This is a genomic window from Borrelia sp. A-FGy1, from assembly GCF_014084025.1.
In the GTDB taxonomy this organism is placed as follows: Bacteria; Spirochaetota; Spirochaetia; order Borreliales; family Borreliaceae; genus Borrelia.
The window spans coordinates 1-21,789 of sequence record NZ_CP043688.1 but is presented as its reverse complement, the minus strand read 5'-3'; the positions used below and the strand labels follow the sequence as shown (position 1 = coordinate 21,789).

Here is a 21,789-nt window from a genome sequence, read left to right as displayed (position 1 = left end):
AAACGCAAAAGCAGCAGCAGTAACAGGAGGAATAGCCCTAAGATCCTTACTTAAAAACGGAAAGCTAGCACACAAAAATGACGCAAAAACAGCAGCACAAGCAGTAGGCCTTAACGCAAGTGGAAAGCTACTAGCAACAGCCAACAGCAAGGGAAGATCTGTTAAAAGCGGCAGCGAGAAAGTAACTGCGTGAAAGTAGCTTGCGTGAAAGTAACTGAAGTAAAAGGATCAGGAGATCAGCAGGGAGCCAAACCAGAAGACGATGCAATAAAGACAGCACTAGCCGCACTAAAGAAAATCAAGGACGTAGCAGAAAAGCAAGGCATTAAGCTAGCAGAAGCAAGCGGTGCAACAGTAGGCAGCACGGACAAAGACGGGGCTGCAATACTAGCAACAGAGAGCGGCGGCAAAGGACTAGCAGCAGGAGAAGCAAGCAAAGCCTTAGCAATAGTAACAAAAGTAACAGGAGAAGAAACACTAGCAGCAGTACTAGCTAGTAAAGAAGGCGACAAAGCACTATCATCAGCCGCAACAGCAGGCACAACAGCAGTATCTTTTGCTTTAGGGGGCAATGAAAACCATGTAAAAACAAAGCAGTAAAAAGCAGTAAAAAACGAAGTAAGCACAGAAAAAACAGATAATCACATAATAATACTTATACTAATTTAACAATTTAGAACAATTTAGAATTAATTTTCTAAAATTTAAAATCGACTTTCCCAAAACGGAGAGGTAGGAAAGTCGATAACAAACACTAAAAGAATTATCTATAAAAGAATTATCTATCTTTTAGTGTTATATAAATTTAAAAGAAGGTAAAAGTTCCCTTAAAATAACACTTCTACTCTATATGAAGAAATTAATCTTTTCTATATGAAGAAATTAATCTTTATAATATTTATTATGTCAATCAATAAAAACAAATTATTAATTACTAATTACCTTTAAAAAGGTGCTTTTATTTCAATTTTAAGTATTATTCAATATTTTAAAAATTCAATATTCTATATTACAAAATAGAGTGTTCATTTTTGAAGTTTTTTTATTTGTTAATTATGTTTATATTTAACTTTATGAGGATGATAGAAGGGCACTCTTTTTACAAAGTTTCTGAAGCACAAGAAGTCCTGAAAAGTAAATTCAGCTATAAAATTACAAAAAGTCATTTAAGATATAAGTTAGAAGTTCTAGAATGTTATATACGAGTGGGGAATATAATGTTAATTCCTGAAGATTTTTTAAGGTATCTAACCCTTAGCTTATTATCATTTAAAAATAATGAAAAATATAAATTCGAAATAAAAAGAGAAATTAGGGGAAAAATGCCCAAATTTAGAAAATTAATAATAAAAGAATGACAAAGTTTAAAAAATATTTTTTGTTACTCTTAGTTTTAAGTGTTAAGTTAAACTTAATATTATTTTAATATTATTTGATGTATAAATGATGTATGAATATAGAAAATAGAGAAATTCAAAAATCTTTTATTGTTACAATATTCTAACTTATTATTGTTGAGACATATTGACAAAAAATTTATTATATGATTAAATTTGACTTTAAACAAATTTCAATTGAGGAGAGGGATTATGAAAAAAGTCTTTATAAGAAAAAGTAGTTGTGTGTTAAAAAGATTTGAGTGTATTCTTAGCAATCAATTCAAGCAATTCTTTTAAATACGTTTATAGATACGTTTGTAGAGTTTTATAGAGTTTATATCTAAATAATCAAACTTATAAATATGGTGTGAGCGACTTATTGGTCGCAACTTAATGTAATTCTTCAAGTCATATCCTAATAGTTAAATATTATGGATGTGGCTTTTTAATAATCTTTTTAATAATTTAATAATAATGTTAACTTATTAAATTAGAACTAGAAATTGTTGATTTTTAATTAATTAATATTTAATTAATTTATTATATAGTACGGACTACAAGTATACTAATAGAAAATAAATTATTAATATATATACGAAAAATATAATAATTTTTATAAAATTAAAATCCTTAATATCTTTAAATATTTTTATTTTATTTTATTATTTTTAGTTTAAAAAGAAAAATTATTTTTACTATTATTTGCTATTAATTGTGCAATTGTACTAACAAAATTAATAAAATCAACAAGTCTTTTAATCATCTGATTATCGTGATTAATTTACCCTGACTCATAGACTTCTTAACAAAACTGGCTTGGAATCTTACATTTCAGTAAAAATTTTACCTAGAAAAACTAGTAACTAACTATGATATATATGATATAAGTAACTACTATGATATATATGATATAAAAGTACTTTAACTTTTCTTTAGATAAAATTTTAAAATATCAAAATCCCACTTCCTAAAATCAATAAATAAAATTAAATTTAATAATTTCTTCATTATTTTTCATTATCGATATAATAATCAATTGATAATCATTATTATAATGTAGGAATTCAAGCATTAAATTTCTACATGAATATCTTTATTATCTTATTCTCTTTATTATTGAAAGAAGATAATCACACAGAAACTAACTAATAATCCTATAGCAGTAAGTTTGTAGGCTTTGTTATTAATTAATAAATACAAAATCAAAGTAAAAATTTCAAAGAGCAAATACAAACCTTGGAAAAAAATTTCAATAGATATCAAATTTAAAATAAGCTTCTTTATTTCACTAAAAAAATATGCTATAAATACAGTTAAACAAGAATATACTATTATTAATGCCATAAATAATCCTCCGTTATTGATTAACTTAAAAAGTAAGTTTAGCTCAGCTTTATAGAAAAGCTAATTCTATTTTATTTGTAATATGTATTAATAAAAATCAATTATTTATTACTTATTAATGCTTATCAAAAAAAATGCTTATCAAAAAACAAGTATTTAAATAACTCAAACTATAAATCTTCAATAAAAGACCATTCTTATTTTTATAAAAAATGTGAAATATAAATAACTTTTTTACTTATAAAAATAAAATTTCTATTTATATTTATATTTATATTTATATTTATATTTATATTTATTTATAGATACCAATTTATAGTATAGATCCTATTTATTTAAAATAAAAACTATATTCTTATTTTTATATGAATTTTTTAAGATTTATATAAAATATAAAGACTTACAAACTTACAATTATTGATAATTTATTAAATTTATTAATAATAAAAATGTTATTAATTCTGTAGTCTAATAATTAGTGAGATATGCTTTCTTAAATAAAAACAAAATAAAAGGAGACAATTATGTCAAAGTCAAAAATGCTAAAAATAACTTCAATTCTCATTTTAATAGCATCATGTAGCATGCTACCAGCTCACTTAAAAACAAAAGTATACGATTCTTCTAATGATGCTAAAAATAAAATCGATCAGATTGTCAAAGAATCTGGACTTACCATTGAAAGTTTAAAAGAATCAAATAAGACAGGCAGCAAAGAAGTTGGTGATCCTAAAATACGAGCAGTCAAAATTAAAGTCATTGAAGTTGGCGAAAAATTTCTAAGCTCAATAAAAGAAGCTATAGAAGAATTAAAAGAAAAAGGTACTGGTAAACAATTTTCAGAAATATATCATACAATTCTAAGTGTAGCAAATTCTATGGAAAAAATTGGAATACAAAAAGCTACAGCTACTGTTAAAATGGCTGCTGATGGAAAAGCTTCTACTTCATATGAATCAATAAACAATGTTCATGAAAAACTACTTGCTAAATTACAAGTTGTTAAAGAAAAACAAAAACCTGCTGAAGAAAAAAAAAGAAGCTGAAGAAAAAAAATGAAAACTAAAAAAATAAATAAATTTAGTTTAATTTTCTAAACTAACAATAAGTAAACAATATATGCAGTTATTTGTACTCAGTACTCAAGAACTTAAAAAAGTACAAATAACTGTTATTAAAATTAAATAGGAATAGAAAAAAACAGAACCTTATAAGTTTATGCTCAAACAAAACATAAAACATCTTAAATAATTGAATTCAAATAGAAATAGCTTAATTTCAAAAAATTAAACTCTTCCAGCCTTCTCTAAAATATATAATATTTATAATTAAGGTATATAATAGATAAAACAGAAATAAATAAAACATGAAAATGGATATCTCAAACAATCTTATTGTTTTGATGTAAAATATCTTCACTATCTGGCAGTTTAGAAAATACAATAGTTTTAATAACTATTCCAGAGCTATTTATAATAAAAAATTTCCTAGCTTTAATGCACTCTAAATATGCCTTTAAAGAAATATGTTTACCAACACTAAAAAAAGCTTGAATATATTTATCACTGATTCTTCTATATCGTTCAAGCAAAAATGAAGCTACAATGTTATTACCAATTTTTAAAAATAATGGCTCTTTATATCTCAGATTTATCTTACTAGAAATAGTAAAGTAATGTCTTAAAGACACCTTATTTTTATAAAAAATAAATTTAATATACTTTGAATCCTTGCTTAACCCCTCGATATTTTCCAAACAAAGAGTCGAGCAAGAAGACATACAAGAAAACATAAAAAATAAAAAAATAAAACATTGATCGTAAAATATTTTCATAAATCCCATAAACAAAACATTTTAACTTAAAACATAACTTATTAGAATAATTAACTGCTACACATAGTTATATAAGTTATAAATAACACTATTATTTCTATAAAATATTACTATCAAGAGCATATCTAAGAGTATCTCTAGTACTCTTAAAATTAACATCAACAAATCTAGCATCATATTTAAGAGTTCCCTTAGTCCAAACTTGATAAGAATTACTATTTAATATAAAAGATAATTTTTTATAAGGATTCAAAGCTCTTAAAATAAGATCAGCATTTCTTCTATCAATATTAATATATAAAAACTTAAAATTGCCAATACTAACTACTTTAGAAATATCAATATTTCCAATGTAATTATCATCTTGGACTAGCTTCAAATAACAATTATCTAAATTCAAGCTAGAATCAAGAATAACATTTAAAAATACAGAAAAATTATTAGTAGCCTTATCTTTCTTGATATAAACTTGACTATCTGGATAAAAATAAAGAAAATAATGAGCTCTTTCTATTTTATGAAATTTTTTATCAAAAATTTCATTAATGTCTAAAGTCCTACAAGAAAAAAAACAAAACAAACAAAAAAACCTATACCTCATAACTAGATTATATTATAAAATATAAAAAGGAGAATATTTACATCTAATGAATTCTAATAAATTTAATGTCTATGTTAAAATACCTTATATTTATTCTAACTATATAATCTCAAAATATTCTGTACTACTTATCCCAGTTCCAATAATAAAGATTGCAATAGGTGAAGGACTTAAAGTATTTGAAATTGCATTTGAAGATAAGTATAAAAAATTCTCTGCTTATATTAAACCAAATAAAAAAGCCATATATATAAATGAATCAATGCCTCTTATTACTAAAAGATTTGAAATTGCAAAGCAACTAGGACATTATTTAATGCATAAACACAAAATTTTAAATCTATCAAAAATAACAGATACATTTAGTATACAAGATAACAATATGACAACAAAAGCTAACATATTTGCAACTAATTTATTAATTCCAACAACTACTCTAAAACTGAAAATACCTCAATACAAATCAATACAATATCCCCAAAGAATAATGGCAAAAGAATTTCAAGTATCTGAAAACATAATACATTTTAAGTTAAGCATGCTTAAAGATATTCATAAATTTGAAAAATTCATAAAACAAAAAAAGATACTAAAAATTAATAGCAAAAATAAAAGGAAAAACACAGAACTTTTACTCCAAAATATAGATAAACTAAAAGAATCAATTGCAATTGACTTAGAAAAAAGAGAAATCAGAAGAAAGGAAACTATAAAAAAAATATTTGAAGAGTTAGAGTAAATTGATTATCACTTAGAAAATATTTTAACTACATTTTCCATTATTCGATTAGAAATAAATAAATTATTCTTATTCTGTATAACCATGTCTAAAAAATCTTTTTTAATCAAAATCCAATTATTACCATCAATGCATATTTTATATGTAGGAAATCTTATTCCTAAAGAAAAATTTTCTTTAATATTATGTTTCTTTAAATACTTAAACATTTCTGATTTGAAAGGAGAACCTTGTACTAAGCTATATGCCAGAAGAATTTTATATAATTTTTTATTATAAAAAAAAAGCTCTTTAATATATTTCATATTTTCTCTATAGCTATCTTCCGAAAGATAAACAAAATTTTCATTTTCTCTTCCTAAAATTTCAAAATTATGCTCATGATAATTTTTTAATTTTTCATAAATTTTAATATCAAAATTTGAAATTTTAAGTTCAGGATAAACCATCAACTTTTTTAAAGTTAACAAGTCTGAATCATCTTCTTTGTCATATCCGTCTAATAAAACTGTAGAACAACTTAAAAAAAACAAAAAAATAATAAATAGATAAACAAAATTTGAAAATAATCGCATAGAGAAGCTAATTATAACTTTTTAGAAAAGTAAAGTAAATAAAATATATCTATATTTGATATAATATAAAAAGGTTGATTTAAATGAGCAATTATATACTACAGATAATCTTTATATTCTTTGGGTATATCATAATAGGAATTATATCTTTTACTATTTTTAACAAAAACTTAAGAGAAAAAATTAAGAGAAAACTTAAAAAATTAAACTTTTTATATTATTTAACTTTATTCGTATTCTTTATAATCAGCTCTAATCTATCTTATTATTTCTCAGAAAAACAATTATTAGAAAACTTAAATGATTTTGAAAAAGATTTCTTTGAAATACACAAAATAAACGAAATATTTTTAAAAAAATATCTTTCAAACCTTAAAGAACCAATAAAAATGGAATTAATGTCACAAGTGAAGCCAATATATACAATATTTAATTCTACTTTTGAAAAGTATTCAAAAAATATCAACAAATCACCAAATGACATTAAAACTAACTATAATAATTATATTAAATCAATGAATATAGACATTAAAAATAGGATTGCAATATTAGAAAAAAAAATTCTCCCAATATATAACAAATATAAACTTCCTTTTTTAAATAACAAAATATCAGACATAAGCGTTGATAAGGATGGGAATATAGTTCCCATAATCAAAGATCTAAAAGGGAAAATATCAGATTTGCTATTTTATGACAAAAGTTATAACCTAATTCCATTTAAAAAATATAAAGAATATGAAGTTAAATTTGTCCTTATTAAAAATAATAACAATTATTTTAAAGAAATACTAGACATTTACTACCTTGATTCAAACAATAGTAAAACTCCTATTGATTATTACAAAAATAATATTGATACTATTCCTTATTACATAGATTTAAAAGAAAATAAAGATAACTTCTTAAAAAGTATTAAAATTAAAAATGAATATAAATCATATATTGAAAAAAAACATAAGTTACAGGAACTAATAAAAAATGACAATTTAAATGAATTTAAAAACTTTTTAGAACAAAATCAAAAAAATTTTTCACTAAATACAATACTTTCTAATGGAAGTCCTATATTCACTTACGCTATAAATTTAAAATCAAAAAATATAATAGAGTATATGATATTAAAAAATTTTGATATTAATCTAGTAGATACAGAATCTAAAACTGTTCTTCATATTGCGATAATTAAAGAATATGATATAGATTTAATTAAATCTATAGTAGAAAAAGGAGGAAATCCAAATATAAAAGATTCTTTCAAAAAATTACCACTAGATTATGCCTCTAAAAACAGTATGCTATATCAATACCTAAAGGCTATTACAAACAAATAGCATTCAATTTTGTAGCTAACAAGATAAAAATATGCAACTACTTTAATTAATAATGTCTTTATAAAAATCTTTATTAATGATATACTTAAAACACAAATAATTAAAGGCTTTAAATAAGATTTAATTATTTAATATTTTTTATATAAAATGAATTTAACTTAAGAGTGATCAAAGGAGATTTATTATGGTTACTGCTTCAAATAAGTTTGCTATTTTGCAAAAAATTGGTAAAGCTTTCATGCTTCCTATTGCCATTATGCCAGCAGCTGGTATTTTACTAGGTATTGGAGGTGCTTTCACCAATGAAACAATGATTCAAGCCTATGGACTTGAAAATACTCTGGGTCAAGGTACAATCCTAAATACTATTTTATCAGTAATGAGAGACACTGGTGGAGTAGTATTTGAAAACTTACCATTAATATTCTCATTAGGTATTGCAATTGGACTTGCCAATGTAGAAAAAGGAGCTGCAGGTCTTGCAGGTGGTATTGGTTTCTTAGTTATGCACAAATCTATAAGCAGTGCACTTACTATAAAAGGAATAACTTCAGCAACAACTAACCCTGAATATTTAATAAAAATAGGATTAACAGAGGCTCAAGCTGTTGCAAAATCATTTGAATATACACATGTACTTGGAATGTACACTCTTCAAATAGGAGTACTTGGGGGCATGATTTCAGGATTTATTGCTGCATATCTTCACAATAAATACTATGATATTAAACTACCCCAATTCCTAGCATTTTTTGGAGGAACAAGATTTGTTCCAATAATTACAACTGCAATAATGTTAATTGTCGGTATACTACTTATTTTTGTTTGGCCACCTATCCAAAGTGTAATTGCTATGCTTGGCATGCTAGTAGAAAAGTCTGGATATTTAGGTTCATTCTTATTTGGAGCAATAGAAAGAGCATTAGTTCCAACTGGGCTTCACCACATATTCTATATGCCATTCTGGCAAACACCTCTTGGTGGAACAATGGAAATTAACGGAGAAATGGTTTCTGGAGCACAAAAAATATTTTTCGCACAACTTGCAGATCCTAATTTTTCGGGACACTTTGAAGTCACAAAGGGAACAAGATTTTGGGTTGGAAAATGGCCAGGACATGCATTTGGACTACCTGGAGCTGCTCTTGCTATGTGGTGGGTGGCAAAACCGGAACGAAAAAAAGAAATGGCATCCTTTCTTAGTTCAGTAGCATTTACATCATTCTTAACAGGAATAACAGAACCTATCGAATTTACTTTCTTATTTGCAGCCCCTATTTTATTCTTTGGGTTTAATGTTTTCATGTATGGAATGGGTTTTGTACTTATGCATCTTCTAAATGTAGGAGTAGGAGTAACATTTGCAGATGGATTTATTGACTACTTCCTTTACGGCATACTTCAAGGAAATGAAAGAACAAGTTGGATAAACATAATTTACATTGGAATACCTTACTTCTTCATATACTTCTTTGTATTTAAATGGGCTATCGTCAAATTCAATTTTAAAACTCCGGGAAGAGAAGATGATGGAGTTACTGTAACAAAAACAAGCTCAAAAAAAATACTTGAAAACTTAAGAGAAATTGCAGCAAAAACTATTGAGGGACTTGGAGGAAATTCTAATATTAAATATCATAGTGCATGTATTACAAAATTCAGAGTTGAAGTTTACGATATGAACCTTATTAAAGATGATGATTTCTTCAAAGATCTTGGAGCTAAAGGAATTATTAGGCAAAAAGAAGGATTACAAATTATATTTGGAGTTGTCTCAGATAATGTCAATACAGAAGTAGAAAAAATTATTAAAGGATTATAATTATAATAATGTAATAATGTCAATTACTTTTAATTGAAGTTACTTTTTTGTCTTGTAAATTTTTATTTTCAAATTTATTTACAAGACTGACAAATATTGTTAATATTAATTAGTCTATTTAATTAAAATTATTAATTAAATAAATCTTAATTTAACAAAAATAACTGATAAAGAGGGGGAAAATGTTATGACAACATCGTCAGGATCTATTTTCACAACATTACAAAAAGTTGGAAAAGCCTTTATGTTACCAATAGCTCTTCTACCAGCAGCTGGTATTTTGCTAGGTATTGGAGGTGCTTTTACAAATGAAACAATGATTCAAGCCTATGGACTTGAAAGAATACTTGGACAAGGAACTATAACAAGTTCAATCTTACACTTAATGAAATATACGGGAGAGATAATCTTTGCTAATTTGCCTTTAATGTTTGCCGCCGCAATCCCAATTGGGCTTGCAAAGGTTGAAAAAGGAACGGCTGCTCTTGCTGGAGTTGTTGGTTTCTTAGTTATGCATCAAACCATAAATGGAGTTTTATTTATTCAAGGAATTACTACTTCAACTGTAAACGTAGAAGCACTTAAATCCCTTGGAATGCCTGAAGTAGATGCAATTGCAAAAAGCCAAGAATATACAAATGTACTCGGTATTTTTTCTCTTCAAATGAGCGTGTTGGGAGGAATGGTAGCAGGATTTATTGCGGTATTTTTACACAACAGATTCTATAATATCCAATTACCCACATTTTTAGCTTTCTTTGGAGGATCAAGATTTGTTCCAATTATAACTACAATAGTAATGTTTGTAGCAGGTACAATTCTAACATTCACTTGGCCATTCATCCAAGGAATAATGTCTTCATTCGGAGAAGTTGTAGAAAAATCTGGGCTTTTTGGTTCATTTGCATATGGAGCAATAAAAAGATCTTTAATTCCATTTGGTCTTCACCACATATTTTACATGCCATTCTGGCAAACATCTGTTGGTGGAACAATGGAAATTAACGGAGAAATGGTTTCTGGAGCACAAAATATCTTCTTTAGACAACTTGCAGATCCTAATACTACTCATTTCGAAGTTGCAAGAAGCACAAGATTTTTCAGTGGTGAGTTCATAGTAATGATTTTTGGATTACCTGGAGCTGCTCTTGCTATGTATCATACATCAAGAAATGAGAACAAAAAAACTGTAGCTTCATTATTACTATCTGCTAGCTTTACATCAATGTTAACCGGTATTACAGAACCTATTGAATTTGCATTCCTATTCGCTGCTCCTGTTCTTTACTATTTCGTATATGTTCCCTTATTCGGGCTATCTCACCTATTAGCTCACCTTTTCAATATAGGGGTTGGTCTAACATTCTCTGGGGGATTTATTGATATGTTCCTATTTGGAATACTTCAAGGAAATAGAAAAACATCTTGGATCATGATTCCTATTATTGGAATCTTCTACTTTATAGGATTCTACTTCATCTTTAAATTTGTAATCTTAAAATTCAATCTAAAAACACCAGGAAGAGAAGATAACGAAGAAGAAATTGATGTTGCAAAACCAATAACAAGTTCTAAAAAAATAGGAATAGCAGATACAGCCAGAAAGGTACTAGAAGGACTTGGAGGGAAGAGTAATGTTACATACCTCGATGCATGTGCATCAAGACTAAGAGTAAATGTTAACAAGATAGAATTAGTAAAGTCTGCAGCCTATTTTAAAGTTCTAGGAGCAAGTGGAATGTTGAAAAAAGGCAACGCTGTTCAAATTATATTTGGTGGACTATCGGATAATATAAGAATGGAAATAGATAAAATCACATAAAAAATAAGAACATAAATAAAAAAAGAAGAGCAATTTAAAAGCTCTTCTTTTAAAATATCAAAAGAAGGAGCTAGGATATGTATAAGTATCAATACTTTTTTTCTGGAAAAGTACAAGGTGTAGGTTTTAGAGCTTTCGCGGAACAAAATGCAATTAAAATGGAAATTAAAGGATTTGTTAAAAATCTGGATGACGGAAGAGTAGAAATAGTAGCACTATTTGATAATAAAAACCAAATGGAATCATTTGAAAATACCTTAAAGAAAGGAAATGGTTACTCAAAAATTAAAAAAATTGATAAAAAAATTCTAGATGAAAAATATCCATTCATTTTTAAAGATTTCAGGACTTACTACTAATTTTTATGTTTAAAAGTTGCTTTCACTTTATCTATTTTAGATTTATTATTTTTCTTATCCATTAAACTCAGACAGCCTGATCCCAACTTAAAAAAATGTTCAACTCTAAACTTCAAAAACTCTAAAGACTTTCTATCTCTACAAAAAATATTCAGATTCCCATCAGAAAATTTAATATCAAGTCCATAATTGATTTCTGTCTTCAAAAAATTACAAGAAATAAAGTCACCATTTAATTTGGTTCTATTAAAAAGAAAAAAATATTTTCTACCTCTCTTAGAGTCTTTAAAACAAACCTTTAGCCACTTTTGCATTGGTTCAATTGTTAATAAATTATCATAAAGATGAGAGACATAAATCATCTTATTATTTTTAACATTTAAAGCTTTCTTAAAAAAATAAAAAAATCCTGTCTTCATATCCATTAAATATATTACAAATAAAGCTATTCTAAAAAGAACTAAAAGATTTAATTAATTTCAAATCAAAAACTTAATTAATTTTATATTATCTCTTTATAGTATATTCAAATATTGCAGATAAATATTCACTAAGTTTTGTATAATTATAATTATAGCCATATTTTTGCTTGAACATTTTACGAATTTTAACGTTAAGGCCTCTAAGCATTTCTAGCTCCTCTAATTTATCCTTTATCATTATATCTCTAATCACGTGTAAAGTTTTAACATAATTATCCTGCCTAACATCACATCTTTCTATGAGCAAATTTACTTTTTGCATAGTGATAACAGAATATGTGGTCTTACGTTTAATATATGTGTATATACGCCTTTTAATTAATCTTAATAAACTAATATCAACATTGTCATCTAAATTTTCTAAAACATAACGATTATAATGAAAAGCTGTTATTATATCATCTTGTTCATGCCCTAAAACAGTAGTTATCCATAAATTCAACTCCATATTCTTTGGAGCAAATGCAAAATAAGAAAATCTAGAATAAAGTCTTCTGCAAAAATAAACAGATTCTTCCGGTTCAAATATATCTTTAAAAATCTTTCTAAACATTCTATTATAACTATAAGCAAGATTGGAAGATATCATTTCCTTTGAAAGTTTTCCTGTTCTCTCCATATATCTTATCTCTCCTATAGAATCAATAATTAAACGAGAATCAACAAAAGTAGGAAAAACAATCTGATGGATTAAATTATTCTCTTTTTTCTTGGCAATATTTTTCATTAAAATATGCCTTCCATCTTCTATATAAAATTCAGATATCTTCATTATCTCAACCGGACGTCTCCCTGTTGCCATCAACACACCATAAAACTTCAATCTAACATCTTTTTTCTGAGTTAATAAGATATTTATTATTTCAATATAAGTATTTAAGCTTATCTTAATCGGTATTTGATTTTTTCTATATCTATTAATTTTTGCAATTCTATAATGATGTGAATAATTATTTAACCACTCAGGATTTTTAAACAAGACTAAAAAGTCTTCAAAATAAACTTTTCTATATAATAAATTATGAGAAACTATTAATTCTTCTATCTTACACAAATCTTTTATATCAATATTAGAAAGCTCTTTAACCTCTCTAGGAGTCCAAAAAAATAAAAGCTTATTTTTCTTTCTTATCTCCTCAATAACAGAAAGATTAATATACTCTTTTATTATCTTTCTAGTTTTAGAAAGATTTAATATTATTGAAAGGTTAGTAAATTTATCTTTTCTTAGAAGAATATTCTTATGTTCTTCTGCAAGTGATTTTAGATTTTTATATAAATTAAAATATGAAATCTTATTATTTAAATACCTAGCATATATTTCCTCCAGATTTTTTCTAAAAGTATCTAGAATTATTTTTATATTAACTTTCAAAGCCATACTAAACAAATTATACAAGAATAAATAAGAAGAAATATCAATTTTAACTATTATATTACCAATTCGAACTAAAAATAGAAAAATATATTAATTACTTGTACTTAACAAAAACTACAATAATTTAAATAACCTCTACTGTAATAACAAAATAAGGCTAAAATAGATTTTAATGTAACAACTATCGACAACTATCAATGATAATGAAGCTTTTTAATATTGCATAAATCTCTCAATAGCCTTAAAAACATAATAATATAAAACAATATATGATTCTTTTAAAACAGAATATTTGGATCCTCCCACAAAATACATAATATCACTTGTACTTGAATTAATATCACTTATATGATTTCTAACTTCAAACTCATGGTTAATTTCTCTTATCTGTTTTAAACTAAAAGCATAAGAAGATTCTAAGTTAATATCTTCTAAATCAAAATTATCTCTAATATAGCTCTTACTTTTTAGAATTTCTTCAACTTTAAAATCAAATGAACCAGAATGAATATTCAAAAAGCTCAATTTAAACCCAAAATCAAAAATAAAGCCAAATTTATAATCTAATAAACTCACCATCTTTGAATACAGCCTGATTTGCATAATAACCCGGTCTTTCGCCTTGTCTAATATAAAATAATAAGAATACCCGTTAATATCTTTAACAGAATCAAAATAATTTTTAAAATGAACACGGGTTTTAATCTTATTATTACTAAAGCTTTCATAACCCGAAATTTCCAATTCTATTGCATCTTCCAAAGACATTATAAATTTTGATGTTACCTCAAAATTACATGAACAAAGAACAAAAATACAAATCAAATATAAAAACTTCTTATACTCTTCCTTCAAAGATTTACCAATACAAAAATTTATTCTTATAAAAAAGAAAACCCAGCTTAAAACACATGAAACAATTTAGAATACCTACAACATTATAACAAAATAATATAAAATTATACCTAATGAATATAATTATGAAGTATTATAAGTTCAACTTAACATTATTTTTAATAACAGGATGCTATTCTATTCCAAATGAAAACTTCAATTTCCATAACACAAACTATATAACAGGAAATATAAATTATCAAGAAGATTCTGTTATAAGTAGAAACTATGATAATAAACTATCTATTGTAGGTGCTTATAATCCACTAACAGAAGAAGAAAAATTTAAAATGGTAATATATATCCAAAAGAAAGGCTTAAACTTAAATCCCAATATCGTAGATATTTTAATAAATAAAAGAAAGTTCAACTATCAAAAATATAATGCAACAATATCTATAGAATCAACATTTAATAAAAGCAAATTTATAATTCATCCAATCAATTCAAGAGAATTACTAAATAAAATACATGATACCAGTAAAGGGAGTTATATTGATATAAAATTCAAGGACAATTTTAAACTAGAACACACAATTAAAATAGAAAAAAGATATATAACAGAATTTATAAAAGACTTTGAAAAAGAAAAAAAAGTTTCAAAAATCTTCTTTGAAAAACGAGTAGAAAAAAGAATAAAAGAGATTGAAAAAACAAAACTTAAAGAAGAATACGATGACTTTAATAAATACTATGTATATAGTATGGAAATTCCTCATTTCTTTGAAAAACCAATTAGTTCAGAAGAAGATTATAAAATATTCATAATTTCAAACTATTATCCAGATGAAAATTTAAACATTTTATTTTTAAATATAACATTATACTCTAAACAATGGTATCTATTACATTCTATATACGACAACAACAACAAAAACCTAAAAATACAAAATTTAGAAAGAACTGGCATAGAAAACAGTGAAATAAAAGAAACATTAAACATTATTTTAAATCCACAAGACATAATTCATATGTCAAGAAACATTGATAATAATCATATAATTAAATTCAAAGCCTACGGAGAAAAAAAAGACTTTGTATTTGAAATATATAAACCACTTCTCTTAATTTTTTTAAGGGAAATCAACAATTCAATCAGAACACTTCAAAAAATGTAAATAAATTTTAAAGATATTCTATAATTCAAAATATTGTATAACTAAATACTTTACTTTTTACTAGCATTTAACTAGAATGTTAGTATTATTTTAAAGATAAAAATCAAACGATAGGAGTTGAAAATGAAACAAAACAAGATCAGCAAAATGCCATTTAATAAAGTAGTTGACAGAAGACTGAAAGTATTTTGGGTAATTCAAAAGTTACGATTTAACTACTTTAAAAATAATAGAGAGTATTCATTAAAAAATGTAGTCATAATGATAAATTCAATATTAGAAAAAAAAGGATTTAAAAAAGTAACAAAAAGGACTATACAAAATGATATCAAAAATTTTGAGAAAATTGGACTACTCAAAACAGATTTCAATCCACTTGGAAAGAATAATGGCAGTTTTACTCATTATATAATAAATAAAACTCTTGAAAAGATAGCGAATAAAGCAATAAGTAAAGCCTACTTTATAGAAAGAAAAAGCAAAAAAGCAAAAGAAAGAAATAAAGCTACTAAAAGAGAAAAGTTGAAAGAACAAAACCAAAAATTTAAAATTTCACATCATGTATTTTCACATCTATTAAGTAAAGAAAAAGTTTTAGATAATAAAAATAAGAATTCTATTATTGAAACAGAAAAGAATAGAGAAAAAATATTAGAAAAAATCATCTTAAGTAAGCACAAGGGTATAAAAGAAAAAGACCTAAATGAAATGAAACAAATTGTAGAAACAAAATTAAACTACAAAAACACATTATGGAATCTAAAAGATTTTATGGAAGAATTAATAGAATATGAAGAAATAGCAGTGTTAAGATTTTTCAAGAATACTCTTAAAAAAAAGAAAAACAAAATATGGTTTATGTCAAAAAGAAATAAAAAAACAGACTTTAATACTATAGTTGGAAAGTTTAAGGATGAAAATAAAACGAAAAAACAAGAAATATACAAAAATACAGTTAAAGTACAGGATCAAAAAATGAACTATATAGATAATCCAAATAAAATAAAAAAGGCAAATGAACTAATAAAAAATATTATAAACTTAAAGATATGTGGATAAAGACAAAGTGATGAAAAAAGAGAAAACAATACGTGAACTAAAAGAAAAATTAATGACAAGAAAGGCGGAATTAGAAAAAAAGAATAAAAAATTTTTTAAAAAAATAGAAGAAAAAGAACTCAAGAGAATGTATCATACAAAGATTTACAGCATGATAAACAATTTTAAAGCAAGACCAAATAAGGGGAAATTTTGGCTATGTTTTAGGAATGTATTTGATCCTAGCCAATATGAAAGCTTACATTTATTTCATGTGAAAGAAGGAGATAGATTTATGGGAATCTATTATGGATTTACAAAGTTACCAAAACCATTTATCATAAACTATAACGAAAATGGAGAAAAAAAAACTAATAGAATAAAAAAAGGATTTTATATTGAATTCAGATTTAAAAAAGGAAGTGTTTTTTGCTACTTAAGGAGTTTATATACATTATTAAGGATAAAAAATAAGGGAAAAAATTTTTACAGTTCCTTGTTAAGCAGAACTTTAAATTTGGAAAAAGAAGTTTATCAGTTCTATGGAAAAAAATATAATAAAGACAAGGGAATATTAAAATGGATAGAAAAAAATCAAAAATAGTAACTGTAGCTTCAATTAAAGGAGGTGTTGGTAAAAGTACAACAGCTTTATTATTTAGTAATATTCTTTCAAGTAAAAAGTATAAAATATTACTAATTGATTTGGATCCACAAGCAAGTAGTACAAGTTTTTATATTAAACTTATAAAAAGCAAAAGCATAGACATAAAAAAAGTAAACATATACAAAGTTTTAAAAAAAGAACTAGATATTGAAAATGCAATTATAAATATAAGTGAAAACATTGATTTTATAGCAAGTCATTTAACATTAAGCCAATTTAACGAAGAAAGCATATCTTTAAAAGAAAGCCTACTCAAAATATTTTTAAGCTATATACAGGTTAAATATAACTTTATCATTATGGATACAGCACCTACCCTAGGAAGTTTGCTTAATAATAGTTTGATAATTACTGATTATCTTATTATACCCCTACCAACAGACCAATGGGCAATTGAAAGCTTAGATTTAATGACTAATAGGTTGAAAGATATATTTAGAAATGATTTATCAACATTTTATTTAATAACGAATTTAATAGAAAGACAGAATATAGATAAAGAATTAAAGGAGTTTATTGAAAATGAATATAAGGAAAATTTTTTAGGAAGTGTGCCTAAGAGAGATAATCTAAGGAAAGCTATTTTTTATAGAGATAATTTTAATCCAAATGAAGATTATTATAAGGCTTATGAAGAAATATTGGAAAAATTTTTGGACAAGATAAACAAGTAGTTCCAGATGGAACTACTTGTTCCATCTGGAACTACTCTTAAAAGAGGGATACAATGAGTAAGATTAAAAAAATAGAGATAGTTAGAAGAATTGATTTAGAAGCCTGTAAAATAGAAAAAAAGAATAAGACACGAGAAATAAGATATTTAGAATTAAAGGAAAAACTTAAGGCTTTAATAAAAGAGGAATCTTATAATAAAATAGAAACTGCTAGAGTGTTAAAAGAAATTAATGAAAGTAAATACTATGCTATTGACGGATATAAAAGCTTTACAGAATTTATAAGGGATTATAAAATAGCTAAAACTTCTGTATATAGGTACATAAAGTTAGTATCAGGGATTGACAGCGGTAAAATAGATTATGATCTAATTTTGGATAGAGGCATTGATTATGCCATTAAGGTACTTGAAAGCAGCAATGTTATTAACAAGAGTAATATCAATTCTTTGAAGCCTTTAAGATTTCAATTGGAAGATGAAGAATGTTTTCTTTTTTATAAATCTAATATAAAATTTGCTAGTTTTTTACTTAAAGAGATATACAAGAATGAGAAGGAAATTTTTTATAAAATGAGAAACAAATACGATACTTTAAGAAAAAATAAATGAAGATATATTGAAACTAATTATTTATGTTAGTTTTGTAATGATATAATGATATATAGATTTAATAAATAAAAGTCAATATTTATAATTAGGTTTAAATCACATAAAAACTATAAAAAGGCTTTACAAAAAAATAAAATAGTTTATAATTATTCTATAGACTGAGATTTAAAGTCTCACTCTTATTGTTTGATTAGAATAATATAAAGGCTACCTATGGTAGCCTTTGTCATTTTATTCAATTTATTCAATTATCCAATTTATAGGATCTTATTTTATTAAGTCTATTATTTTATATTTTAAGAGTTTTTATTTAAATTTAATTTTATATCTAACTTTAAATTTTGACTTAACATTTTATATTTTTGTGTTTTATATGTACACATGATGATGTAAATCTATGATAAGAATCAATTTGTATTAAAAATTATTTTAATTTATATGCAATTTAAATTTAAATATATCACTGATAAAGTATAAATTCATAATATATTTTTGTTTGTAAATTTATAACTATTATAGTCTAAATTTTATATTTTTTTATAGAATATAAAAAAGTTAATTTGGTTTTACTAGTTATTTGACTGTAAAAAGGCTAAAGATGGGAAACAATGATTAATTTTACTTTAATAAATTTTTAATTTTTTTAATTTTTTAATTGTATTTAATTGTATTTTTTTTCATTTTCATTAAGCATAGATAGAAAATCTATAAGTTTAGATTTGTTAATTTTTATTTTTTCTAATCCGATTTGAATTTTAATATGTTTTTTGTTATAGAGGTACTCTTCTTCTTCTAGCATTTTTTCTAAAATAGACTTGCTGATTCTGAATGAAGAATAGTTAATCCAGTTTCCAATAAAAGCATTGTTATTATATTCATATCTTGTCTTACCTTCTATTTTAGTTCCATCTGTTAGCTTTAGTGGAGTTTGGCTTATTATGCTATGATTTCTGAATTTAGTATATAAGAATATTTGAGTTATCTTGTTTTTATAGTCAAAAACACCTTTTATTTCACAGTTTTTGCTTAAATTTTGATACACTCTTAATTTGCTATTGAACTCATCATGTTCTATCCTTAAAGAGGAACATGATGCAAATAAGATCGCTAAAAATATCTTTGTTGATTTTGAATTTTTAAAAGAAAATGACATATCCTCTCCTTCTAGTATCATGCTTAATATATAGTATATTATAGTATATATTTTATAAGTTTTTGTAAATAGTTTTGGATACTATTTTGAATTTTATTTTTAAATAAAATTCAATAAAAATATGTTTAATTATTATGCAATTATTATGCATTAGAGTTTAATTAAAGATTATTTTTGTAAGTATAAGTTCTATTTTTATAATTACTTTTGCTAAGATTATAATTATTTTTTACTATTGAGCATTAAATTTGATTTTATATTTTATGGTATTTGTATAAATTATTCTTCAATTATTATTACCATATAATATTTGTAAGTAAGTTAAATCATTTAGAGATTAAAAATGAGATAACTGAGTTTTTAATTATATTAGTTACACTTTTTTTAAAATTTTATATTATTTTTTGAGATATTTATTTAAAAAAGAGAAAATAACTTGTAAAAAATTTCATGAATTTATTTTTATATTAATAATGATATCATAATGTAATTTGAAAACAAGGAATAAATAAAGTTATTAATTTATATATTTTAGTTAGAAATATTAAAATCAGGTATGGCTATTATGCAAATGGGATTCATTTAATTTATTTTTTGTTTCAATTAATAATATATACTTAAATAGCATAATTTTACTAAAATAGCAATTTTTAATTATAAAGTTTATATTTGAAGTATAAAAATTTATTTTGTGTAAATCTAAAATAACAAATTAACTTTTTGCCTGTAATAATAAACAAATAATAATAAACAAAAAATTTTCTGAGATCAAGATTAGATTAAGTGTGAATGGAATAAGCTAAACTATTAAAAATTTTTGAAAATTATTTGAATATTTATTTTCGATAAAAATTAAATAGAATAATTATTAAGATATATTTGAAATTTATATAAGTAAAGATTATGTCTAATAATTATAGAGCAGATAACACAAACTAATTGGTATAAGAGAATTTTTATGATCATTTATATATAAAAGTTGAAAATTTAAATTATTGATATATTATGTTATCATAAAGGAGGCACAAATTAATGAAGAAGAATACATTAAGTGCAATATTCATGACTTTATTTTTATTGATATCTTGTAATAATTCAGGAACAGAAAGCGAAGCTTTAGGTAATGAAGAAAGTACATCTGGAAAAAAAACACAATCAAAAAATGTTGATTTAAAAGCAATGTCTGATAAAATAAAAGAGGTTAGTCTCTTTATTTCAGATGTTAAAGAAATAGAGGTTTTAATTGGATCAATAGATAATCTTGTTAAAGCTATTGGAAAAAAAACTGGTAGTAATGATGCTCTTCAGGCTGAAGCAGATCACAATGGAGCTTTAATTGCAGGAGCATTTACAGTGATGTCTAGTGTGAAGAGTAAGTTGCAAGCATTAGAGAATAAAGCTGAAAAATTTGATGGAATAAAAGAAAAGATTTTGAGTGTTAAGAAAGAAAATGAGGCTTTCTTAGCGAAAATAAAAACAAAATCTGCAGACCTTGGTAAGGAAGGCGTTACAGATAGTCATGCTAAAGAGGCGATAGATAGGATAGGTAATTCTAGTGGAGATAAAGGGGCATCTGATCTTGTAAAGGTTAACTCAGCTATGGGTATTTTAGTAGCAGATGTTCAGAAAATATTAGATTCTTTACTTAAAGAGCTTGCTGCATTGTCTAGTAAAGTTACAGAGACAGGTTCTAAATAAATTTCAAGTATTATTTATGTTTTATTTTAATTAATAAGGTAACACAGAACCGAAAAAATAAAGTCAATAACTTAAAACTAAGAGGATTCTCTTAGTTTTTATGGTTATATAGGTATAGTACTTGTATTTGTGATAATAGGGATAGGGTTTTCATGTAGTTTTGAGTTTTCTTGCGTTCTGTTTAAAGCTTACTGTTTTATGAAGGAGTTGTACTAATAAAAAATATACTAGTATATTTTTTATTAGTACAACTCCTTCATAAAACAG

At 24.6% G+C, this 21,789-nt stretch carries 22 protein-coding genes; 15 read left to right on the top strand and 7 right to left on the bottom strand.

Going from position 1 to position 21,789, the window contains the following annotated elements; genetic code table 11:
* From F0310_RS04940 to F0310_RS04925, 4 genes are all read left to right on the top strand, one after another.
* Nucleotides 1–193: variable large family protein (locus tag F0310_RS04940; RefSeq protein WP_182117859.1), on the top strand; the 193-nt coding region annotated here is incomplete at its 5' end.
* Nucleotides 194–204: 11 nt separating this feature from the next.
* Nucleotides 205–600, top strand: coding sequence for a variable large family protein (locus tag F0310_RS04935; RefSeq protein ID WP_182117858.1), 396 nt, complete (start codon nucleotides 205–207; stop codon nucleotides 598–600).
* A 617-nt stretch (nucleotides 601–1,217) separates the two neighbouring features.
* Entirely contained in the window at nucleotides 1,218–1,358 is a 141-nt protein-coding gene (locus F0310_RS05810; protein WP_232535977.1) for a hypothetical protein, read from the top strand.
* 1,889 nt (nucleotides 1,359–3,247) lie between these two features.
* On the top strand, nucleotides 3,248–3,769 hold the full coding sequence (locus F0310_RS04925) for a DbpA/DbpB family decorin-binding adhesin (protein WP_182117857.1): 522 nt from the start codon (nucleotides 3,248–3,250) through the stop codon (nucleotides 3,767–3,769).
* Between the two features lie 335 nt (nucleotides 3,770–4,104).
* On the opposite strand, the gene F0310_RS04920 is transcribed toward F0310_RS04925, so the two are convergent.
* Together F0310_RS04920 and F0310_RS04915 are read right to left on the bottom strand one after the other, a co-directional pair.
* Nucleotides 4,105–4,557 (bottom strand): hypothetical protein, encoded by a 453-nt coding sequence (locus tag F0310_RS04920; RefSeq protein WP_182117856.1) that lies wholly within the window; start codon nucleotides 4,555–4,557, stop codon nucleotides 4,105–4,107.
* Nucleotides 4,558–4,654: 97 nt separating this feature from the next.
* The gene (locus F0310_RS04915; protein ID WP_232535976.1) at nucleotides 4,655–5,137 is read right to left on the bottom strand and encodes a hypothetical protein; all 483 of its coding nucleotides are present in this window, start codon (nucleotides 5,135–5,137) and stop codon (nucleotides 4,655–4,657) included.
* A gap of 67 nt (nucleotides 5,138–5,204) precedes the next feature.
* Here F0310_RS04915 and F0310_RS04910 point away from each other — a divergent pair, with 67 nt between their 5' ends.
* Nucleotides 5,205–5,897 (top strand): ImmA/IrrE family metallo-endopeptidase, encoded by a 693-nt coding sequence (locus F0310_RS04910; RefSeq protein ID WP_182117854.1) that lies wholly within the window; start codon nucleotides 5,205–5,207, stop codon nucleotides 5,895–5,897.
* A gap of 8 nt (nucleotides 5,898–5,905) precedes the next feature.
* Here F0310_RS04910 and F0310_RS04905 read toward each other — a convergent pair whose 3' ends face one another.
* Nucleotides 5,906–6,472, bottom strand: a complete 567-nt coding sequence (locus tag F0310_RS04905; RefSeq protein ID WP_182117853.1) for a hypothetical protein — start codon at nucleotides 6,470–6,472, stop codon at nucleotides 5,906–5,908.
* A gap of 83 nt (nucleotides 6,473–6,555) precedes the next feature.
* Between F0310_RS04905 and F0310_RS04900 the strand changes: the two genes are divergently transcribed.
* The 4 genes from F0310_RS04900 (at nucleotide 6,556) to F0310_RS04885 (ending at nucleotide 11,809) form a co-directional block, all read left to right on the top strand.
* The gene (locus F0310_RS04900; RefSeq protein ID WP_182117852.1) at nucleotides 6,556–7,806 is read left to right on the top strand and encodes an ankyrin repeat domain-containing protein; all 1,251 of its coding nucleotides are present in this window, start codon (nucleotides 6,556–6,558) and stop codon (nucleotides 7,804–7,806) included.
* 184 nt (nucleotides 7,807–7,990) lie between these two features.
* Nucleotides 7,991–9,628: a PTS transporter subunit EIIC gene (locus F0310_RS04895; RefSeq protein WP_182117851.1), complete on the top strand. Its 1,638-nt coding sequence runs from the start codon at nucleotides 7,991–7,993 to the stop codon at nucleotides 9,626–9,628.
* A gap of 187 nt (nucleotides 9,629–9,815) precedes the next feature.
* Nucleotides 9,816–11,450: a PTS transporter subunit EIIC gene (locus tag F0310_RS04890; protein ID WP_182117850.1), complete on the top strand. Its 1,635-nt coding sequence runs from the start codon at nucleotides 9,816–9,818 to the stop codon at nucleotides 11,448–11,450.
* Nucleotides 11,451–11,527: 77 nt separating this feature from the next.
* Complete coding sequence (locus tag F0310_RS04885; RefSeq protein WP_182117849.1) at nucleotides 11,528–11,809, top strand: acylphosphatase; 282 nt, start codon at nucleotides 11,528–11,530, stop codon at nucleotides 11,807–11,809.
* Here F0310_RS04885 and F0310_RS04880 read toward each other — a convergent pair.
* The 3 genes from F0310_RS04880 to F0310_RS04870 all read right to left on the bottom strand — a co-directional run bounded on the left by F0310_RS04880 (nucleotide 11,806) and on the right by F0310_RS04870 (nucleotide 14,494).
* Nucleotides 11,806–12,234 carry a hypothetical protein gene (locus F0310_RS04880; RefSeq protein ID WP_232535975.1) on the bottom strand — a complete coding sequence of 143 codons (429 nt, stop codon included), beginning with the start codon at nucleotides 12,232–12,234 and terminating at the stop codon, nucleotides 11,806–11,808. The genes F0310_RS04885 and F0310_RS04880 overlap by 4 nt on opposite strands.
* Nucleotides 12,235–12,316: 82 nt before the next feature.
* Nucleotides 12,317–13,672, bottom strand: a complete 1,356-nt coding sequence (locus tag F0310_RS04875; protein ID WP_182117848.1) for a protelomerase family protein — start codon at nucleotides 13,670–13,672, stop codon at nucleotides 12,317–12,319.
* A 210-nt stretch (nucleotides 13,673–13,882) separates the two neighbouring features.
* The gene (locus tag F0310_RS04870; protein ID WP_182117847.1) at nucleotides 13,883–14,494 is read right to left on the bottom strand and encodes a hypothetical protein; all 612 of its coding nucleotides are present in this window, start codon (nucleotides 14,492–14,494) and stop codon (nucleotides 13,883–13,885) included.
* 155 nt (nucleotides 14,495–14,649) lie between these two features.
* Here F0310_RS04870 and F0310_RS04865 point away from each other — a divergent pair, with 155 nt between their 5' ends.
* The 5 genes from F0310_RS04865 to F0310_RS04845 all read left to right on the top strand — a co-directional run bounded on the left by F0310_RS04865 (nucleotide 14,650) and on the right by F0310_RS04845 (nucleotide 18,671).
* A complete protein-coding gene (locus F0310_RS04865) occupies nucleotides 14,650–15,681 on the top strand; it encodes a hypothetical protein (protein ID WP_182117846.1) in 1,032 nt (343 codons plus the stop codon).
* A gap of 123 nt (nucleotides 15,682–15,804) precedes the next feature.
* Entirely contained in the window at nucleotides 15,805–16,740 is a 936-nt protein-coding gene (locus F0310_RS04860) for a plasmid maintenance protein (RefSeq protein WP_182117845.1), read from the top strand.
* Between the two features lie 10 nt (nucleotides 16,741–16,750).
* Nucleotides 16,751–17,323: a DUF226 domain-containing protein gene (locus F0310_RS04855; RefSeq protein ID WP_232535974.1), complete on the top strand. Its 573-nt coding sequence runs from the start codon at nucleotides 16,751–16,753 to the stop codon at nucleotides 17,321–17,323.
* The gene (locus tag F0310_RS04850; protein ID WP_182117844.1) at nucleotides 17,299–18,060 is read left to right on the top strand and encodes a ParA family protein; all 762 of its coding nucleotides are present in this window, start codon (nucleotides 17,299–17,301) and stop codon (nucleotides 18,058–18,060) included. The genes F0310_RS04855 and F0310_RS04850 overlap by 25 nt, the downstream gene beginning before the upstream one ends.
* Nucleotides 18,061–18,113: 53 nt before the next feature.
* Nucleotides 18,114–18,671, top strand: coding sequence for a chromosome replication/partitioning protein (locus tag F0310_RS04845; protein ID WP_182117843.1), 558 nt, complete (start codon nucleotides 18,114–18,116; stop codon nucleotides 18,669–18,671).
* A gap of 661 nt (nucleotides 18,672–19,332) precedes the next feature.
* On the opposite strand, the gene F0310_RS04840 is transcribed toward F0310_RS04845, so the two are convergent.
* On the bottom strand, nucleotides 19,333–19,824 hold the full coding sequence (locus tag F0310_RS04840; RefSeq protein WP_182117842.1) for an oligopeptide permease-like protein: 492 nt from the start codon (nucleotides 19,822–19,824) through the stop codon (nucleotides 19,333–19,335).
* Nucleotides 19,825–20,856: 1,032 nt separating this feature from the next.
* On the opposite strand from F0310_RS04840, the gene F0310_RS04835 reads away from it, so the two are divergent.
* A complete protein-coding gene (locus F0310_RS04835; RefSeq protein WP_182117841.1) occupies nucleotides 20,857–21,522 on the top strand; it encodes a Vsp/OspC family lipoprotein in 666 nt (221 codons plus the stop codon).
* Nucleotides 21,523–21,789: the final 267 nt, after the last annotated feature.

Bases quoted from the DNA above. Each gene is read 5' to 3' on its own strand.
- F0310_RS05810 (WP_232535977.1), top strand. From the start codon at position 1,218: ATGTTAATTCCTGAAGATTTTTTAAGGTATCTAACCCTTAGCTTATTA.
- F0310_RS04925 (WP_182117857.1), top strand. From the start codon at position 3,248: ATGTCAAAGTCAAAAATGCTAAAAATAACTTCAATTCTCATTTTAATA.
- F0310_RS04920 (WP_182117856.1), bottom strand. From the start codon at position 4,557: ATGAAAATATTTTACGATCAATGTTTTATTTTTTTATTTTTTATGTTT.
- F0310_RS04910 (WP_182117854.1), top strand. From the start codon at position 5,205: ATGAATTCTAATAAATTTAATGTCTATGTTAAAATACCTTATATTTAT.
- F0310_RS04905 (WP_182117853.1), bottom strand. From the start codon at position 6,472: ATGCGATTATTTTCAAATTTTGTTTATCTATTTATTATTTTTTTGTTT.
- F0310_RS04900 (WP_182117852.1), top strand. From the start codon at position 6,556: ATGAGCAATTATATACTACAGATAATCTTTATATTCTTTGGGTATATC.
- F0310_RS04895 (WP_182117851.1), top strand. From the start codon at position 7,991: ATGGTTACTGCTTCAAATAAGTTTGCTATTTTGCAAAAAATTGGTAAA.
- F0310_RS04890 (WP_182117850.1), top strand. From the start codon at position 9,816: ATGACAACATCGTCAGGATCTATTTTCACAACATTACAAAAAGTTGGA.
- F0310_RS04885 (WP_182117849.1), top strand. From the start codon at position 11,528: ATGTATAAGTATCAATACTTTTTTTCTGGAAAAGTACAAGGTGTAGGT.
- F0310_RS04880 (WP_232535975.1), bottom strand. From the start codon at position 12,234: ATGGATATGAAGACAGGATTTTTTTATTTTTTTAAGAAAGCTTTAAAT.
- F0310_RS04875 (WP_182117848.1), bottom strand. From the start codon at position 13,672: ATGGCTTTGAAAGTTAATATAAAAATAATTCTAGATACTTTTAGAAAA.
- F0310_RS04865 (WP_182117846.1), top strand. From the start codon at position 14,650: ATGAAGTATTATAAGTTCAACTTAACATTATTTTTAATAACAGGATGC.
- F0310_RS04860 (WP_182117845.1), top strand. From the start codon at position 15,805: ATGAAACAAAACAAGATCAGCAAAATGCCATTTAATAAAGTAGTTGAC.
- F0310_RS04855 (WP_232535974.1), top strand. From the start codon at position 16,751: ATGAAAAAAGAGAAAACAATACGTGAACTAAAAGAAAAATTAATGACA.
- F0310_RS04850 (WP_182117844.1), top strand. From the start codon at position 17,299: ATGGATAGAAAAAAATCAAAAATAGTAACTGTAGCTTCAATTAAAGGA.
- F0310_RS04845 (WP_182117843.1), top strand. From the start codon at position 18,114: ATGAGTAAGATTAAAAAAATAGAGATAGTTAGAAGAATTGATTTAGAA.
- F0310_RS04840 (WP_182117842.1), bottom strand. From the start codon at position 19,824: ATGTCATTTTCTTTTAAAAATTCAAAATCAACAAAGATATTTTTAGCG.
- F0310_RS04835 (WP_182117841.1), top strand. From the start codon at position 20,857: ATGAAGAAGAATACATTAAGTGCAATATTCATGACTTTATTTTTATTG.